General features: G+C 59.5%; 19 protein-coding genes. 7 read left to right on the top strand and 12 right to left on the bottom strand.

Going from position 1 to position 17,595, the window contains the following annotated elements; translation table 11 throughout:
• Window positions 1-230 precede the first annotated feature (230 nt).
• From mltG to fabD, 7 genes are all read right to left on the bottom strand, one after another.
• Window positions 231-1,391, bottom strand: coding sequence for an endolytic transglycosylase MltG (mltG, locus tag AC2FM5_RS15540; protein WP_496736662.1), 1,161 nt, complete (start codon window positions 1,389-1,391; stop codon window positions 231-233).
• Entirely contained in the window at window positions 1,392-2,657 is a 1,266-nt protein-coding gene (fabF, locus tag AC2FM5_RS15535) for a beta-ketoacyl-ACP synthase II (protein WP_170338075.1), read from the bottom strand.
• Between the two features lie 195 nt (window positions 2,658-2,852).
• A complete protein-coding gene (locus tag AC2FM5_RS15530; RefSeq protein WP_170358746.1) occupies window positions 2,853-3,596 on the bottom strand; it encodes a 1-(5-phosphoribosyl)-5-[(5-phosphoribosylamino)methylideneamino]imidazole-4-carboxamide isomerase in 744 nt (247 codons plus the stop codon).
• A 124-nt stretch (window positions 3,597-3,720) separates the two neighbouring features.
• Entirely contained in the window at window positions 3,721-4,260 is a 540-nt protein-coding gene (locus tag AC2FM5_RS15525) for a GNAT family N-acetyltransferase (protein ID WP_170366317.1), read from the bottom strand.
• Window positions 4,261-4,398: 138 nt separating this feature from the next.
• A complete protein-coding gene (locus AC2FM5_RS15520) occupies window positions 4,399-4,632 on the bottom strand; it encodes an acyl carrier protein (RefSeq protein ID WP_005982462.1) in 234 nt (77 codons plus the stop codon).
• Window positions 4,633-4,842: 210 nt separating this feature from the next.
• Window positions 4,843-5,580, bottom strand: coding sequence for a 3-oxoacyl-[acyl-carrier-protein] reductase (gene fabG, locus AC2FM5_RS15515; RefSeq protein WP_170338567.1), 738 nt, complete (start codon window positions 5,578-5,580; stop codon window positions 4,843-4,845).
• Window positions 5,581-5,621: 41 nt separating this feature from the next.
• The gene (gene fabD / locus AC2FM5_RS15510) at window positions 5,622-6,560 is read right to left on the bottom strand and encodes an ACP S-malonyltransferase (protein ID WP_496736658.1); all 939 of its coding nucleotides are present in this window, start codon (window positions 6,558-6,560) and stop codon (window positions 5,622-5,624) included.
• A gap of 172 nt (window positions 6,561-6,732) precedes the next feature.
• Between fabD and AC2FM5_RS15505 the strand changes: the two genes are divergently transcribed.
• Window positions 6,733-7,962 carry a cytochrome b/b6 domain-containing protein gene (locus AC2FM5_RS15505; RefSeq protein ID WP_496736656.1) on the top strand — a complete coding sequence of 410 codons (1,230 nt, stop codon included), beginning with the start codon at window positions 6,733-6,735 and terminating at the stop codon, window positions 7,960-7,962.
• Window positions 7,963-8,028: 66 nt separating this feature from the next.
• Here the strand turns inward: AC2FM5_RS15505 and AC2FM5_RS15500 are convergent, their stop codons facing one another.
• Together AC2FM5_RS15500 and AC2FM5_RS15495 are read right to left on the bottom strand one after the other, a co-directional pair.
• Window positions 8,029-8,601, bottom strand: coding sequence for a YceI family protein (locus tag AC2FM5_RS15500; RefSeq protein WP_093962996.1), 573 nt, complete (start codon window positions 8,599-8,601; stop codon window positions 8,029-8,031).
• Between the two features lie 127 nt (window positions 8,602-8,728).
• Window positions 8,729-9,238 (bottom strand): hypothetical protein, encoded by a 510-nt coding sequence (locus tag AC2FM5_RS15495; RefSeq protein WP_244952357.1) that lies wholly within the window; start codon window positions 9,236-9,238, stop codon window positions 8,729-8,731.
• Between the two features lie 279 nt (window positions 9,239-9,517).
• Between AC2FM5_RS15495 and rpsF the strand changes: the two genes are divergently transcribed.
• The 6 genes from rpsF to AC2FM5_RS15465 all read left to right on the top strand — a co-directional run bounded on the left by rpsF (window position 9,518) and on the right by AC2FM5_RS15465 (window position 13,279).
• Entirely contained in the window at window positions 9,518-9,871 is a 354-nt protein-coding gene (gene rpsF, locus AC2FM5_RS15490) for a 30S ribosomal protein S6 (protein ID WP_093962413.1), read from the top strand.
• Between the two features lie 28 nt (window positions 9,872-9,899).
• The gene (rpsR, locus tag AC2FM5_RS15485) at window positions 9,900-10,127 is read left to right on the top strand and encodes a 30S ribosomal protein S18 (RefSeq protein ID WP_005608650.1); all 228 of its coding nucleotides are present in this window, start codon (window positions 9,900-9,902) and stop codon (window positions 10,125-10,127) included.
• A gap of 12 nt (window positions 10,128-10,139) precedes the next feature.
• Entirely contained in the window at window positions 10,140-10,760 is a 621-nt protein-coding gene (gene rplI / locus AC2FM5_RS15480; protein WP_170358738.1) for a 50S ribosomal protein L9, read from the top strand.
• Between the two features lie 149 nt (window positions 10,761-10,909).
• Window positions 10,910-11,392, top strand: a complete 483-nt coding sequence (locus AC2FM5_RS15475; protein WP_496736650.1) for a transglycosylase SLT domain-containing protein — start codon at window positions 10,910-10,912, stop codon at window positions 11,390-11,392.
• A 226-nt stretch (window positions 11,393-11,618) separates the two neighbouring features.
• A complete protein-coding gene (locus AC2FM5_RS15470; protein WP_170338055.1) occupies window positions 11,619-12,320 on the top strand; it encodes a helix-turn-helix transcriptional regulator in 702 nt (233 codons plus the stop codon).
• A 95-nt stretch (window positions 12,321-12,415) separates the two neighbouring features.
• Window positions 12,416-13,279: an acyl-homoserine-lactone synthase gene (locus AC2FM5_RS15465; protein ID WP_170418242.1), complete on the top strand. Its 864-nt coding sequence runs from the start codon at window positions 12,416-12,418 to the stop codon at window positions 13,277-13,279.
• A 226-nt stretch (window positions 13,280-13,505) separates the two neighbouring features.
• On the opposite strand, the gene tig is transcribed toward AC2FM5_RS15465, so the two are convergent.
• From tig to AC2FM5_RS15450, 3 genes are all read right to left on the bottom strand, one after another.
• Window positions 13,506-14,837 carry a trigger factor gene (tig, locus tag AC2FM5_RS15460; protein WP_170340026.1) on the bottom strand — a complete coding sequence of 444 codons (1,332 nt, stop codon included), beginning with the start codon at window positions 14,835-14,837 and terminating at the stop codon, window positions 13,506-13,508.
• A gap of 186 nt (window positions 14,838-15,023) precedes the next feature.
• Complete coding sequence (locus AC2FM5_RS15455; protein WP_093962418.1) at window positions 15,024-16,145, bottom strand: porin; 1,122 nt, start codon at window positions 16,143-16,145, stop codon at window positions 15,024-15,026.
• Between the two features lie 308 nt (window positions 16,146-16,453).
• A partial coding sequence (locus tag AC2FM5_RS15450) for an NAD(P)H-hydrate dehydratase (RefSeq protein ID WP_496736647.1) occupies window positions 16,454-17,595 on the bottom strand: 1,142 nt, incomplete at its 5' end.

Here is a 17,595-nt window from a genome sequence, read left to right as displayed (position 1 = left end):
GAGGCCGCCAAGCCCGGCAATCGCCAGCGCAATCGACGCCGTGGCCCGAAACCGCAGGGCACAAATGGCCTCGCCAACCGTCGGCGCCGTCCGCGCCGCAAATCGGCCGCATAAAAAAACTGCGCGCATGTCTCCTTGCGCGCAGTCTTTTTCCAGGATTTTGACTTTTCATTTCTCAGGCGGGTTGTCCGCCTGATTTATGCTGGCCCTGCTCTCGACCAACGAGCGGATCAGTTACCCGAATTGTTCCGCTCGGCTTCGATCTCACGCCATTTGGCAACGTTTCGGTTGTGTTCCTGCAGCGTCTTGGCGAAGGCATGGCCGCCAGTTCCATCTGCGACGAAGAACACGAAGTCGGTTTCGTCTGGAGCCACGGCAGCTTGCAAGCTGGCCAGTCCCGGGTTGGCAATCGGCGTGGGCGGCAAACCGTCTATCAAATAGGTGTTCCAGGGCGTGTTCCGCCGAAGCTCGCTGCGGCGAAGGCCTCGGCCCAGCGTACCCTGACCCTTGGTCACGCCGTAGATCACTGTGGGATCCGTCTGCAGCTTCATGCCTTGCTTCAGGCGGTTCACAAAGACACTGGCAACCTGACCGCGCTCTTCCGGAATGCCTGTCTCCTTCTCGATGATCGAGGCGAGGATCAGCATTTCTTCGGGGCTGGACAGGGGCAACCCGTCTTGACGCGTCTCCCAAACCCGGGCAATCCGCTCTTGCTGTCGGTCCTGCATCTTTTGCAGAAAAGCCGTTCGCTCATCACCCGGTGAGATTTCGTAGCTGTCCGGGGCCAACATGCCTTCAGGCGGAATTTCCGAGACCTCTCCGGTCAGGGCATCCACGGCCTTCAGCCCCTCAACGACCTGCCAACTGGTGACACCTTCTGCCAAGGAAACGCGGTATCGCGTATCGGCTTGGTTCCGCTTTTCCTGATAGACTTCAGGGACTTCGTCCTCACCAACGACAAATGATGCGACCTCGACGAAATTCAGTGTTGCAGGGTCCAGCTCGCGAACCCGTGTCTGAGTGCGGGTCACACCGATGCGGTACTCGACCTCGGTTCCGCATGTGCTGGCGCCGCTGCGGGTGACTTCGTCGATGATTTCCGCCATCGAAGCGCCTTCGGAGATCAGGAAACTACCCGCTTTCAGCTGCTGCGACTTGTCGGTGTAGTCTGCCGCCATACGAAAGATCGTTGCGCTGCTGATCGCGCCCTGATCTTCAAGATCACGGCTGACTTTGTTCATGTTCGAACCACCCTTCACCCGAAGGCAAATGGCGGTATCGAGCGGGCCCTCGGCCTTGTACTGCGACTGCCCCCAAAGGATCAGACCGCCAAGAAGAAACATGGCGACCACAAGAAAGGTCAGCGCATTGGATGCCAGAGCCCGCCACATTTACGATGCTTTCCCGAAAATCACGCTGGCATTGGTGCCACCGAAGCCGAATGAATTCGACAGCGCCACGTTGATTTCCCGCTCGCGCTTGGCATTCGGCGCAAGGTCGATCGGCGTTTCCACCGCCGGGTTGTCCAGATTGATCGTCGGCGGGGCGACCTGATCGCGGATCGCAAGGATCGAGAAGATCGCCTCGATCGCGCCCGCGGCCCCCAGCAAGTGCCCGGTGGCCGATTTAGTCGAACTCATCGTCGCCTTGCTGGCATGTTCGCCCAGCAGCCGTTCAACGGCCCCCAGTTCGATCGTGTCGGCCATGGTCGAGGTGCCATGCGCGTTGATATAGTCCAGATCCTTCGGCTCGAGCCCTGCGCTGCGCAGTGCCGCCTTCATCGAGCGTTCCGCCCCGTCGCCATCCTCGGCCGGCGCCGTGATGTGATAGGCATCGCCCGACATCCCATAGCCCAGAACCTCGGCATAGATTTTGGCGCCGCGGGCCACGGCATGCTCGTATTCCTCCAGAACCACGATGCCGGCGCCCTCGCCCATCACGAAACCGTCGCGGTCGACGTCATAGGGGCGGCTGGCGGCCTTGGGGTTGTCGGCATATTTGGTAGACAGCGCCTTGCAGGCGTTGAAACCGGCAATCCCGATCTCGCAGATGCAGCCTTCGCCGCCGCCGGCGATCATCACGTCGGCATCTCCCGACCGGATGATCCGGCTGGCATCGCCGATCGCGTGGGCACCGGTCGAACAGGCGGTCACCACCGAATGGTTCGGACCCTTGAAGCCAAAGCGGATCGAGACCTGACCCGAGGCCAGGTTGATCAGCGCGCCCGGGATGAAGAACGGCGACACGCGGCGCGGGCCCTTGTCACGGATCAGGTTGGCGGTTTCCGCGATCGAGCCCAGACCGCCGATGCCCGACCCGATCAGAACGCCGGTGCGCAGACGTTCTTCCTCGTCCTCGGGCAGCCAGTTGGCGTCCTTGCAGGCCATCTCTGCCGCAGCGATCGAATACAGAATGAAATCCTCGATCTTGCGTTGTTCCTTGGGCGGCATCCAGTCATCGGGGTTGAAGGTCCCGTTGGTCCCGTCACCGCGGGGCACCTCGCATGCATAGGTCGTGGTGACCCCTGCGGCTTCGGCATCGAACAAGGTGATCGGGCCGGCACCTGACTCTCCGGCCAGCAGCCGCGACCAGGTTTCCTCGACCCCACTGGCCAGTGGAGTGACCAATCCCAGACCGGTTACAACGACTCTGCGCATGAAATGCCTCTTGCCTGCTTCCTGTTTGAGAAACGCTCATACCCCGGCCCGGGGTCCGGGGGCAAGAGCAACAGCGTATTCCGCACCGGCAGCTTGCCGCCTGCCTCCGCGCTGCACACGGCGCGCGGCCAAAGCAGAACCACACGAGCCGCCCCCGACGACCTGTCGGGGGCGGCTCGGACGGATTAGGCCGCGTTACTGGAACTGTGCCACTGGTTCATGGGCGGTTTTGGCTACCGCCAATGCCTCGGACAGGTCGACCGTCTTGCGGAACAGCGCCCGTCCGACCAACGCACCCGAGATATTGGGAATGTAGGCCAGACGCGAGATGTCGTCGCTGCTGCGCACGACGCCGCTGGCGATCACCGGTGTGCGCGAATGCGCGGCCAGCCCCGAAATCAGGCCCAGCTGCGCCTCGACATCCACCATGTCGCTGTCGATATCGGTGACCAGAATGGCAGCCAGCGGAGCATCGGCAAACGCTTCGATGAAAGCCTCCGGGGTGAACGCACTTTGGGTACGCCAGCCGTCGGTCATCACGTAGCCCTGCCACACGTCCACGGCCAACACGATCTGGTCTGGGTATAGTTTGGCCAACTCTTTGAACAGATGAGGATCACGCGCCGCCAGGGTGCCAATCACGATGCGGCCTGCCCCTTTGTCGATCCAACGCTCGACCTGCTCGCGCGAGCGGAACCCGCCCGCCAGTTGAACAGGCAGCTCGGCGCTGCGGATGATCTGTTCGACCAGCGCAGAGTTCGTGTCCCGCCCCTCGATCGCATCGAAATCGGTCAGGTGCATCCACTCGGCACCTGCGGCGGCCCAGCCTTGGGCCGTTTCCACCGGATCGACATGCCAGATCATTGGTTCGTCCAGACGGCCCTTGTCCAGCGTGACACAGCGGCCGCTCTGCAATTCCATTGTAGGATAAACCCTCATGAGCACACTCCTCCGCTCAATCGTTCCGGATATCCATGATAGCATACTGGTCGCGCGCAGGTTCGCGTTTCTCAGTTTCGGCAAACGACGATCCGTTTGCGGCACCGCAAAAAAATGAAGCGTTTCAGTTCCGGGCCGGAGGGCCGTCGCGTCGAAACAGTTTCACCGGGCTGTCCCGATACTCTGTCTCGCGCAGCAATTTATATCCAAGCTTGGCCGCCAGCTTTTGCGAGGCCTTATGATCCGTGTCAATCATCGACACCAAGGGCCCGGGCATGATCCGGTCGAACCAGTCATGCGCGGCCTGAACGGCCTCGTGCCCGTATCCCAGGCCATGCGCCTCGGGCGCCAACACCCAACCGGCCTCGGGGAAGGTGTCGAAATCCTCTCCCAGACAGCGGTTGCCGTAAAAGAACCCGGCCTGACCTATCAATTTGCGATTCGCCTGCAAGAACACGGCCCATTGCCCGAACCCAGCCATCTGCCAGTGTCCCGCATTGCGCAGGAACGCGTCCCACGCCTCGCCACGGGTACGGGGTTTGCCGCCGATATGGCGCACCACGCAGGGGTCGCGCCAAATCTCCGCGAACCTTTCAAAGTCCTCGGGACGCATTGCGCACATCATCAGGCGCGCGGTGTTGATCATCGGGGCGGATCTTTTCATGCCCTTACCCGGTGTTTTGTTGCCTCATCGCAAACAGTGCAAACCGATTTTCCACGAGGCAAGCGGGAATTCGAGCGGGCAAAAAAAAACGGCGCTTCCGTTGCCCGGAAGCGCCGTTTTCGGTCAAATTCAAAGCGATCAGGAAGCTTCGCTGATGAACTTCACGGCGTCGCCGAAGGTTTGGATGGTCTCGGCTGCATCATCGGGGATCTCGATGCCGAACTCTTCTTCGAAAGCCATGACCAGCTCAACGGTGTCCAGGCTGTCCGCGCCCAGATCGTCGATGAAGGACGCGTTCTCGGTGACTTTGTCCTCTTCAACACCCAGGTGCTCAACAACGATCTTTTTAACGCGATCTGCGACGTCGCTCATGTCTATTCCTCATTCCATTTCAGGGCGGTCTGCCCGGTTCTGCCCTTGCCCGCTCGGGGTGGCCTTGGTTTGCCCGATCCGGGCGGTTTGGGTCCCGGGTCTCCGGGAAAGTAGAAGGCCGACCTGAACGACCGGCCCCTGATTACATGCGCCGCCTATAGCACAGACGACGCAAGAGGCAAACGCTTTCGCATCTGCCCCTGGCTGCGCCTACAACATGGCCATGCCGCCGTTCACATGCAAGGTGGTTCCGGTAACATAGCCCGCTTCGGGGCTTGCAAGGTACAGAACGGCCGCCGCAATTTCAGATGGCTCGCCCATCCGACCGGCGGGAACTTGCGTCAGGATGCCGGATTTCTGCTCATCGGTCAGCTTGTCGGTCATCGCGGTCGTAATGAAACCCGGCGCGACGGCATTGGCGGTGATGCCACGGCTCGCGACCTCGTAGGCCAGCGACTTGGTCATGCCGACCATGCCCGCTTTGGACGCGGCATAGTTCACCTGACCCGGGTTGCCGGTTGCACCAACAACGGACGAGATGTTGATGATGCGGCCCCAGCGCGCCTTCATCATGCCCCGCAGCACACCCTTGCACAGCTTGGCGGTAGCGGTCAGGTTCACGTCAATCACGCTCTGCCATTCCTCGTCGGACATGCGCATGAAGATGTTGTCGCGGGTGATGCCTGCATTGTTGACCAGAATATCAACGGACCCCATGGCATCGGCGGCCTGTTTCGGCAACGCGGCCACGGCCTCGGGATCACCCAGATTGCACGGCAGGACATGAGCGCGCTCGCCCAGTTCATCCGCCAGCTTCTGCAGCGGTTCGACGCGCGTGCCGGACAGACCAACAGTAGCCCCTGCGGCGTGCAAGGTGCGTGCAATCTCGCCCCCGATCCCGCCCGAAGCCCCGGTGATAAGGGCGCATTTTCCAGTCAAATCAAACATACCGGTATCCTTTTCGAGTGTCCTGTCGGACCAGCTTTGAGTTAATCGCCTGCCTGCAGCGCTTTTTGAACGTCTTCCGGCGTACCAACGGTGGAGCAGGCAATGGACCGGTCGATTTTGCGGATCATGCCCGACAGAGCCTTGCCCGCACCGATCTCCCACGCTTCGGTCACACCCTGCGCCACCATGTACTGAACGGATTCGCGCCACCGGACCGAACCGGTGACCTGTTCGACCAGCAATTGCCGGATCAAGTCGGGGTCGGTCACCGCCTCGGCGCGGACATTGGCAACCAGTAGAACCTCCGGCGCCTTGATTTCGACTCCCGCCAGAGCTTCGGCCATCACGTCGGCGGCAGCCTGCATCAGGGCACAATGGAACGGAGCGCTGACCGGCAGCATCACAGCGCGCTTCGCGCCCTTTTCCTTGGCGATTTCAGCGGCGCGTTCAACGGCGGCTTTGGCACCTGAAACCACGACCTGCGTAGGGTCATTGTCATTGGCAGCCTGGCACACCTCGCCCTGTGCGGCCTCTTCGGCCACGGCGCGAACGGCGTCGAGGTCCAGTCCCAGGATCGCGGCCATCGCGCCCTCGCCCACCGGAACGGCGCTCTGCATGGCTTGACCGCGGGTGCGCAGCAGGCGAGCAGTGTCCGCGACACTCAGCGCGCCGGCTGCGGCAAGGGCCGAGTATTCGCCCAGCGAATGACCGGCCACGAAGGCGGCCCTTGTCACATCGACCCCTTCGGCCTCAAGCGCGCGCATCGCCGCCATCGATGTGGCCATCAACGCCGGCTGCGCGTTCTGCGTCAGAGTCAGGGTCTCGATGTCGCCATCCCAGATCAGGCTGCTGAGGCTTTCGCCCAGCGCTTCGTCCACCTCGTCAAACACGGCCTTGGCGGCCGGATAAGCGTCGGCCAGCGCCTTGCCCATGCCGATGGTCTGGGCGCCCTGCCCCGGAAAAACGAACGCAAGTGTCATTGCAACCTCTTGGATGACGTTAGGTTGCGCCGGGGTGTAAACCGAGTGAGGTTCCGGCACAAGCACTGCCTGCACTCTGCGTGACGGCACCGGGTCTGTGCGCCACACGCTATTGTCTATGTGCGTCACACGGTTACCTTGGCCACAGCAGAAAACCCGGAGCGCAAGATCAATGTCCCTAACCAACACCAATGTCAGCTATGGCAGCGTGACCAAGACATTCCACTGGCTGACCGCATTGTTGATCTTCACCGCCTTGCCCTTGGGGTGGTTCGCCAACAACCTGGCCCATGCAATCTATGACCCGACCATCCCCACCACCGAGGCCGATCTTGCCCAAGCCGCACGGCTGTTTTCCCTGCACAAAACCGTTGGGATCACCGTCTTCTTCGTTGCGCTGGCACGCATTCTCTGGTCGCTCACCCAAACCAAGCCCGGACTGCTGAACGCCGACAACAAGCCCGAGGCCTTTGCGGCTGAAACGGTCCATTGGCTGCTGTACGGGTCCTTGGTTCTGGTTCCTCTGTCGGGTTGGATCGACCACGCTGCTACCGAAGGCTTTGCGCCCATCCTCTGGCCATTTGGGCAGAACCTGCCACTGGTGCCCAAGTCCGAGCATCTGGCCGAGGTGATGGCAACGCTGCACTGGCTTTTCATGCTGGTTCTCGTCGCAGCTTTGACCCTGCACATCGCCGGAGCACTGAAACACCACGTCATCGACAAGGACAGCACCCTGCGGAGAATGTTGCCCGGGACGTCCGCTGCGCCGGTTCCGCCGGAACAGAAGCACTCGATGGTTCCCGCCGCGGCTGCTGGGCTTGTCTGGGTTGGCGTTCTGTCAGCCGGCCTGCTGACCGGCAGTTTTTCAGACAAGCCTGATGCCGAGGTTGAAACGGCCGAGTTGGCGGCGGTTCAATCGGATTGGCAGGTGGAAGAAGGCACGCTTACCATCACGATCACTCAGTTGGGCAACCCTGTTACCGGTCAGTTTTCAGACTGGACCGCCGCAATCACCTTTGACGACCCCGTCGAACCCGGTCCGGCCGGGTCGGTAGAGGTCACGGTCTCCATCGGGTCTTTAAGCCTGGGTACGGTAACCGATCAGGCCATGGGAGCTGATTTCTTCGACAAGTCGCAATTCCCGACGGCCCAGTTCGATGCCGAGATCTACAAAACCGAAACGGGGTATGAAGCAAGGGGTCCGCTGACCATCCGCGATCAAACACTGGACGTTGTATTGCCCTTCTCTTTGGACATCCAAGGCCAGACTGCCAAAATGTCCGGCAGGATGGACCTCAACCGCCTCGACTTCGGGGTTGGCCAATCGATGCCGAAAGAGGATTCGTTGGCCTTCGCCGTCACCGTTTCGGTCGAGTTGACGGCAACACGCAACGCTCAGTAAGCCGACGACACGAAAAAACCGCCGGGGCATCGGCCACCGGCGGTTTCTCTAGTTCTGAAGCCCGGATCAGTCGGCCTTCTGCGCTTCGATCGAAATCGCGATGGCAACTTCATCTCCGACGAAAGGCGCGAACTTGCCCAGTTCGAAATCGCTGCGCACCAGGGTGGTGGTCGCATCGAACCCGGCCCAAGGCTTGCCCGCCATCGGGTGCTCGCCGACCTGATTCAGCTTGGCGTCCAGAACCACTGGCTTGGTCACACCGTTCAAGGTCAGGTCCCCGGTGATCTTTGCGGTGTTCTCACCCGTCACCTCGATCGAGGTCGAGGTAAATGTCACCATCTCCTCGGCGGTCGCCGCGAAGAAATCCTCGGACATGAAGTGATCTTCCCGCGGTTTCCAGCCGGTGATCATCTCAACCACGGGCATTGAAACCGTCACGCTCGACGCTGCAGGATCTTCCTGATCAAACATGATCTCGCCCTCGAAACCCGAGAACATGCCGGTGGTGGTCGAAAAGCCAAGATGGTTGTAGCTGAAAACAACCTGGCTGTGGCTCGGGTCCAGAACGTATTTCTCCGGGGCCGCGATGGCCGAGGTCGCCGCCGTGGCAAGTGCTGCTGCAATAAGGGTGGATTTCATGACAATCTCCGAAAGTTTTCAAAGCGCAAACCGGTTGGGTTGCTCCAAAACAAAGATGTGCCGCCCATGGGCGGCACACAACCTTCATTCTCTCACAAATTCTGTTCCTCAATGAACAGAATAAAATTCAGGCGAAAATTGTTACGCTTCCGCTGAGTTGCCCTTTCAGCGCTCGGCTGACATCCGCCGATTCCAGCGGCAGCTTCATCAGAAGGCTGCCATCGACTTCAAAGAGTTCAACTTGGTCGTCCACGAACCGGGCTCCGCCCAACGTATCGTAGCTGCGGCGCAGCACGGTCTGCGGACGCCCGTTTTCGTTCTTCTGCAGCACCCGAACCTCGCGGCGGATCGGGTCGAAATATGCATCGGGGCGCGGATCCAGAACCTCGATGGTCAGCAGGCTCACCCCGAGGATCAGGAACATCAGCGATGCGACCAGCTTGATGGTCCAGACGTCGGCCCCGATGACCGAACCCGGCATCAGCCACATCGAAAAGGCCGATACGATCAGAAATGCACCCAGCACACGGAACAGGACCAACCGGGCCTTCCAATTCGGTGCAAAGGAAATAAGCACGGGCACGGACTTGTCGTATGCTGCGCCGGCTGCGGACTGTTGAAATGTGTTCGTGTTCATGACGGCCATCGCTTTTGCCCTGTCCAAGTTTCTTGAGACCCCCGGGTAACGCCGGGCTTGCAAACAACCTCAAGCCGAAAAGCGTCAGGATTTGGGCGACCCAAAGGTAATTGGGCGGCGTGAGAAAGGCATTCATGGCAGGGCTTGCCCACCATCCAGAAACGTGTATACGGGGCCATCCTTCGCAATACGCATGAACCGCGCAGCCTCTCGTGGCAGGGTCGCGAAGGGTTGCTGGCCCCGCCTATGAAATGCGCCTTGATATAAACAGGAGTGAACATGCCACTGTATGAGCATGTAATGATCGCGCGTCAGGATCTGTCCAACGCGCAGGCCGAGGGCCTGATCGAACACTTTGGCACCGTATTGGCTGACAACGGCGGCAAGATCGTCGACAGCGAGTACTGGGGCGTCAAAACGATGGCCTACAAGATCAACAAAAACCGCAAGGGCCACTATGCCTTCCTGAAGACCGACGCTCCGTCGGGCGCCGTTCAGGAAATGGAGCGCCTGATGCGCCTGCATGAAGACGTGATGCGCGTTCTGACCATCAAGGTCGACGAACATCCCGAGGGCCCCTCGGTCCAGATGCAGAAGCGCGATGAGCGCGATGGCCGCCGCGAGCGCCGTTGATCAACGCCTGAGGAAAGGACACCAAATCATGGCCGCAAAACCGTTTTTCCGCCGCCGCAAGGTCTGCCCGTTCTCGGGCGAGAACGCGCCGAAGATCGACTACAAAGACACCCGTCTGCTGCAGCGCTACATTTCCGAGCGTGGCAAGATCGTGCCTTCGCGCATCACCGCCGTTTCGGCAAAGAAGCAGCGTGAACTGGCCCGCGCCATCAAGCGCGCCCGCTTCCTCGCCCTGCTGCCCTACGCCGTGAAGTAAGGAGAGACTGATATGCAAGTTATCCTTCTGGAACGCGTTGCGAAACTGGGTCAGATGGGCGATGTCGTCGACGTCAAGCCCGGCTACGCCCGCAACTTCCTGCTGCCGCAAGGCAAAGCGCTGAGCGCGTCCGAGGCCAACATCGCCTCGTTCGAAGCCCAGAAAGCACAGCTGGAAGCCCGCAACCTGGAAACCAAGAAAGAAGCTGAAGCTCTGGCTGAAAAGCTGGACGGTCAGCAGTTCATCGTGATTCGCTCGGCATCGGACGCCGGCGCGCTGTACGGCTCGGTCACTCCGCGTGACGCAGCCGATGCTGCAACCGCTGCTGGCTTCACCGTTGACAAGAAGCAGATCGTTCTGGTCTCGCCTATCAAAGAACTGGGCCTGCACACGGTTTCCGTCAAGCTGCACCCCGAAGTCGAGGTCGAAATCAAACTGAACGTTGCCCGCTCGGAAGAAGAAGCCGAACTTCAGGCATCGGGCAAGTCGATCCAGGAACTGGCCGCTGAAGAAGAGGCCGCCGCAGATTTTGAAATCGCGGAACTGTTCGACGACATCGGCTCGGCCGCTTCGGAAGACGAAGAACTGGTTGCCGCCGATGCTTCGACCGAGGAAGACGAACCCAAAGCCTGATCCGATCAGGTCTGTTGATCTTAAGGGCCGCGCTGCATTGCGCGGCCTTTTTCTTTCTACTGGCAATTTTTGGCCGCCGCAGCGCGCCGGACTTGCGACCCGGGGCCACTTTCGTATCATCCAGCCGCGTAACAACCTGGAGAAGTTGCATGGCAAAGGTCCTGCGTCGAGTATTGCTTTCAGTGCTTCTGGCTGCCCCGATTGCCGCCTGCAGCGACCCGTCTGGCAAAGCGACGAAGGAACAGGCATTCGAGCCGCCGCTCTACCCTAACGAAACGCCGGAATTGCGCGATTCGATCAACAAATGGGCTGATCACTATGAACTGCCGCGGGAACTGGTCCATAAGCTGGCGATCCGCGAAAGCACGCATCGCCCCTGGGCGACGAACCGGCCATATTACGGCCTGCTGCAGGTCCTTCCCGCCACCGCTCGTTCGATGGGCTACAAGGGCGACGCCAAGGGGCTTCTGGATGCGGACACCAATCTGGAATACGCGGGCAAGTATCTTCGCGGGGCCTGGATGCTGGCCGACGGCGACCAGCAGCGCGCGATCTTCCTCTATGCAAAGGGGTACTACCCCGAAGCCAAGGCTCGCGGAATGCTGGTTGAAACCGGCTTGCGGTCCGAATAGCGTAAATGGGGCAATCGACATCGGTCTATACAGCGTTCAATTTGACCGCGAATACCTCACAGGATGAAGTAATCCGGAGGTTGTCTGTTGCCATTAGCACTCAATAACTCCATGTGATATGTACAAATGGGTTGCGCAATCTGTTCAGATTGACGCAACGTAGGCTGTGATACGGACAGATACGGCATTTTTCGGGGGAAATGCCGATGGGACAAAGGTTGGACGAGTGAAACTTATTGACTTGGCCACAATTGATCATGATGAACGGTCGGCTTACGACATCATCAATTCTGTCTGCAACGAACTTGGATTCGACTATGCGTCCTATGCGACGACCCATCCCGTGAATGGTGACGTCCAAGGTTACGCGAACTACCCGGACGAGTGGAAGATCCACTACGCCACGCAAGGCTACCATCACCTTGATCCCACCCTGTATCAGTCGGCGCTCAGCATCGCGCCGGTGGACTGGGGCCGCTTCAATCACGACGACAAGTTCAACGCGGTGTTCCGTGACGCTCATGATTTCGGGATCACCGACCGCGGCCTGACGGTTCCAGTTCGGGGGCCTTATGGCGAAACTGGCTTGCTCAGCGTGACCAAGGATTGCACGGACGAGGAATGGAAAAAGCTTAAGAAGCACGTGATGGGTGACCTGCAGATGGCCGCGGTTCACGCACATGACACCGTCATGCAATCGGGCCTTTTGGCCAAGGCTCTATACCTTCCGACCCTATCCTCGCGCGAAAAAGAAATCCTGCAATGGGTCGCCGAGGGCAAGTCCCAGCAGGATATCGGAGATATTCTGTGCATTTCGCACCGGACGGTCGAGGTGCACATGCGTTCCGGACGAGAGAAACTGGGCGCACTTACGACCGCCCAGGCGATCGGCCGTGCCATTGGTCTGGGGTTAATTTACCCCGGTTAACAATTAAGGCAGAAAAATACGGGATATCCCCAATAGTCTTGTTTCGAAACTTGGTTAATCTGCTCCTTACGGTAACCAAACTGTAGGGGGATGGAATGATCATCGTTATTGATGGCATCAACCAGCATAAGTTCAAAGACGTCTTGGATGAGATGTTCAAGCTGCGAGCACGCGTGTTCGGGGATCGCTTGGGCTGGGAAGTGAACATCCAGGACGGGCGCGAATTCGATCAATTCGACTCGCTCAATCCTGCACACGTGGTCAGCATCAACGACGAGGGGGACGTCGTTGGGTGCATGCGCCTCTTGCAGACGACCGGCCCGCACATGCTGGCCGATGTGTTCAGCTCGATCCTTGATGACGAGCCGCCAATCCGCAGCGCCCAAGTCTGGGAAGCCACGCGGTTCTGTGTTGACACGAAAAGGCTCGGCCGGGGACGTGGCAAGAATTCCGTATCCTACGTGACCAGTGAGGTCATGATTGGGTCATTCGAATACGCCCAGGAAGCTGGAGTGCTCGACTCGGTCGCGGTCATTGATCCGGTTATGAACCGGGTGTTGCAACGGTCCGGAAATGCTCCGTACGACTATGTCGGAACGGCCAAGCCGATGGGCAAAGTGGTCGCAATGGCCGCCCTGATGGATTGTTCGGACGAGCGTATCCAATCGATCCGCGAGTATTCGAGCATCGACTACGACGTGTTCCTGACCGACGATCAGGCGCTCGAACTGTTCAATTCGGGTCAGCAAGCCAAGCTTGCAAAGGCCGGTGCCGCCAATCTTGACCACCAGCCACTGACCGATCTTGAGAAATACTTCGTCGAGCAGATGCACGCTGCGACGACGAAAGAAGAAGTCCAGGCCGTACTCAAATTGATCGAGAGCCTGTCGGACCGCTTCACCCCAGAGCAGAAAACCGCTCTGCTGCAAACCCCCCGTGCTTTTGCTCATGAGGCCTGACCCCCTCACCTCATAAGTCCAAAAGCCACCCATGCGGAGCCGTCCCATTACAGGCGGCTCCGCTCTAATTTTTGCAACCGATCCGCCGCTGACGCCATACGTTCCGGTTCTCGGCAGCAACAAAGAAGGCCCTCCGAAGAGGGCCTGTTTTCATTTCATTCTGTCCGGACAATCGCCATTTGACAGACCGGGTGCGGCGGCACCCGGACCGACCAGTAAACGCGGCTTATTCCTCTTCGAGGGCTTCGATTGCCTTCTGCAGCTCTTCCTTGCTGACTTCCTTTTCGGTCACTTTGGCCAGCTCGACCACGTAGTCTACAACCTTGTCCTCAAAGATCGGCGCGCGCAGTTGCTGCTGCATCTGAGCGTTCTGCTGAACGAACTCGAAGAACTGACGCTCCTGACCCGGGTACTGGCGAGCCTGGTTCATGATCGCCTGGGTCATCTCGGCGTCGGTGACTTCGACTTCAGCCTTCTGGCCCAGCTCGGCCAGCAACAGGCCCAGACGCACGCGGCGCTCAGCCAGTTTGTTGTGCTCTTCGGTCGGCTCGATCTCATCGTGGTTGTGATCGGTCACCTCGGGGTTTTCTTCGTGCCACAGCTGATGCGCGATTTGCTTGGCTTCGGCTTCGACCAGGGTCGGCGGCAGGTCGAACGACACTTTCTCGTCCAGCGCGTCCAGCAGTGCGCGCTTCATCACCGCGCGCGACGCACCCGCGTACTCAGCTTCCAGACGCTCGGCAATCTGTGCCTTCAAAGCAGCCAGATCCTCAGCGCCGAACTTCTGTGCCAGTTCGTCGTTGATCTCGGCGGCAACAGGTTCCTTCACCTCTTTGATCGTGCAGGTAAACACGGCCTCTTTGCCGGCCAGGTGCTCGGCGCCGTATTCTTCGGGGAAGGTAACGGTGACGTCTTTGACTTCCTCGGCCTTCACGCCAACCAGCTGATCCTCGAAACCGGGGATGAAGCTGTTCGAGCCCAGCACCAGCGGGTAATCCTCGGCCGAACCGCCTTCGAAGGCCTCGCCGTCAACCTTGCCGACGAAATCGATGACGACCTGATCGCCTTCCTTCGCCTTTGATCCCTTGCGGCGGGCTTTGAAATCCTGAGCGGTTTCAGCCAGGTTCTGCAGGGCTTCTTCCACGGCTGCGTCGTCCGCCTTGACGACCAGCTTTTCCAGCTCGACCGATTTCAGATCAACTTCGGGGATTTCCGGCAGAGCTTCATAGGACATTTCGACGTGAACGTCGTCGCCTTCTTTCCAGTCTTCGTTGGTCATCTTGACCTGAGGCTGAAGCGCCGGACGATCACCACTGTCTTCGAAGTGCTTGTTCATCGCACCGTCGATGGTTTCCTGCATTGCTTCGCCCAACAGGCGCTGGCCAAACTGCTTTTTCAGCAGTGCCATGGGAACCTTGCCCTTGCGGAAGCCTTTCATCTCGATTTCCGGCTGAGCTTCGATCAGTTTCTCATTGACCTTCTCGTCCAACTCGGCGGCGGTGACAACGATGTTGTAGCCGCGTTTCAGACCCTCGTTCAGCGTCTCGGTAACCTGCATTCTGGTAGTCCCCATAGGATTCGGGGCGCGCAAAACGGGCGCGCCGGGCAAATTTGACGCCTTCTATTTGCCTAGCCGCCGAAGGGCAAGGGGCAAGGTGCCAGATTGGCCTTGTTTTGCCACCCTGCCCCACAAAAAACGCCCCGGACAGAGCCGGGGCGCCATGAATTCACAACAACAACTGGATCAGAACTTCCAGCGGGCCCCCAGGACCCAAGCTTCGTTCTTGTCAAACGACGTTCCGTCGTTGAAGTCGTGGTTGCGATATTTCAGGTAGGCATCGGTGTTGATGCTGTCGATGCGCTGCACCACTGCGATACCCCAGGACTCGGTGCTGGACCCGTCCGTGTTGAAATCGGAACCATCATAGTAGTCGATGCCGATACCAGTCTTACCCCAGGACACCCAATTATCCTCGTAGGCGATCTTGGTGTACCAGAAGTTGGGATCGCTTTCGCCCGACACGTTGTTTCGAGTACCGGCAGCAGCGGTGAAGCTGAAGCCGCTGGGCAGCAGCACCGATGCCGAGCCGATCGTGTCTTCACGGTCGCCGGAACCATCGTCGAAATCACGCACTGCATAGGCCACGCTTGCCGCGAACTCGACGCCACCGGCAAAGGTGTTGTTGTAGTTCAGAGCAACGTCGTAATAGTCGTCGTCATCACTGCTGGACAGGATGTTCTGACCATAGGCGAAGCTTGCCGAAAAGCCGCTGAAATCCGGCGTGTCATACCGCACGCGGCCACGACGCGCGCCGTCAAAGTTGCTGCTGGAGTCGCCGACGGTGATGTCGCTGAGGGTTCCGTCGGTTCCGCGGTAGAAGAAGCCCGAGTTTTCATCGTTGGTGAACGAATACAGCGCGGTGCCGACATAAGACAGGTCAGTTTCCGCTGCACCGTCAGACGCCATGCTGCCCTGACCGGCCGAGAATTTACCCCAGCCACCTTTCAGCGCAAAATCCACGTGACGAATGTCTTCCCGGGTCCAGCCGCTGAAATCGGTACCCAGCTGGTTCCACTCACTGGAGTTCGGCAGACCCAGCGCGGTTTCAAAGCGGAAGGTGAATTCGTTCTGGCCAAACGGCTGCATCAGGCTCAGGCCGACGCGGCTGTTGGACAGGTCGTTGTCCAGCAGGCGGGTATCGGTCTCTTGGCCGTCGTCAACCGAGATGATTGCCGGGTTGAACTGCCCATACAGCAGAACATAGCCACCGCTGTTGTTCTCGTATTTCAGCTCTGCCGCGGCGGGGATGGCCGTGGTGGCCGCAAGAACAGCGGCGACTGAGGAGAGTTTGATATTCAATGTCATAGCACTCACCATGAAAGGTTCGGGTTTCAGGTACTGCCCAGATGTTCAGTGGAACTGTCCGGTTCCAGAGGCCCCTACGCCATTCAGCTCGATCATTGCAAATCCGCCACAAAGACAGAGTGGCAGCAAAGCAAAATGTCCGTGTTATCAATATTTTAACAACAAACGCATGCAGGCTTCAGACGGCCCGCAAGAGAATTCTGCCATCCGGCCATGCGTTTGGCAAACACTCGCTATGCATTTGCGCAGTCTTGACAGCAAAATCCTGCCGATATTCTAGCCTTGCGCCTTGGGAACACGCAAGAACTTCATATCTGAAGACGTTTGAGCACACCGGGCAGTTGCTCGGGAAGGTCTTCCGCGATCAATCCCGGGCCAAAAGCGCGCGCGCATTCCACGTGAAGCCAGACGGCGGTTTCGGCGGCATTCAGCGGGTGCAATCCACGTGCCAGCAGCCCGGTCAAAAAACCCGCCAACACGTCGCCCGCTCCTGCGGTCGCCAGCCACGGCGCGGCCCGATCATAGTGGGCTGAATGGATCGAGCACCGACCGTCCGGAGCCGCAATCACAGTGTCCGGTCCCTTCAAAAGAACCACGCACCCTGCCCTGCCGGCCGCCTCGCGCACGGCATCAACCTTTGAGAAAGCTGGTCCATTCTTGGGATGTAAGGAAAGCTTGGCCGAGATGTCGGGGAACAGACGGGCGAATTCACCGCCGTGCGGTGTCAGGACGCAGTTTTCATGCAAGATCTTCATCAGTGACGCCGGATCCTCGGCAAATGCCGAAAGAGCGTCAGCATCCAGCACGGTTGCCCTGCCGGACTCCAATGCCACGGGGACCAGCGATCGGGCCTTGTCCAGGCCCAATCCGGGCCCTAGGCACAGCGCGTTCAGGCGTTGGTCCCGCAATGCAATGGCCAGCCCATCCTCGCCTGCGATCTGCTCAATCATGACCGCGGTGACTTGGCCGGCGACTTCCTGCAATGCGGCGGGAGGGACACCCAGCGTGACAAGACCAGCGCCCACGCGCAACGCTCCGCGGGCAGCCAATCGCGCGGCACCTGTTCTACCTGTGTCGCCTGTCAGGATCAGCGCATGACCGTGGCCGTATTTGTGATGGAAAGCCGATTTCCGCAGATCAGGCAGATTTTCGGTGCCCAACAACACGCTCGGCCGTTGATCTGGCGTTTCTTCAACTGACAGAGCCGGCAGACCGATATCGACAACGGACATCCTGCCACAGCACTCTGGTCCCTCGGCCAGATAATGGCCCGGCTTTGCGGTATGAAACGTCACCGTCAGGTTGGCCGACACGGCGCAGTCTTCGGGGGCAAATCCCTCTGACACCAGACGCCGACCACTGTCCGCGCATAGGCCGCTGGGAATGTCCACACAGACGACACGTGGGCAACCACCTTCCGACAGTGACGCTTTCCACTGGCCCAATTTAC

The sequence above is a fragment of the Ruegeria sp. BHSA162 genome (assembly GCF_059613385.1).
The sequence above is the reverse complement of the archived record's forward strand: the minus strand, read 5'-3'. Positions and strand labels throughout refer to the sequence as shown.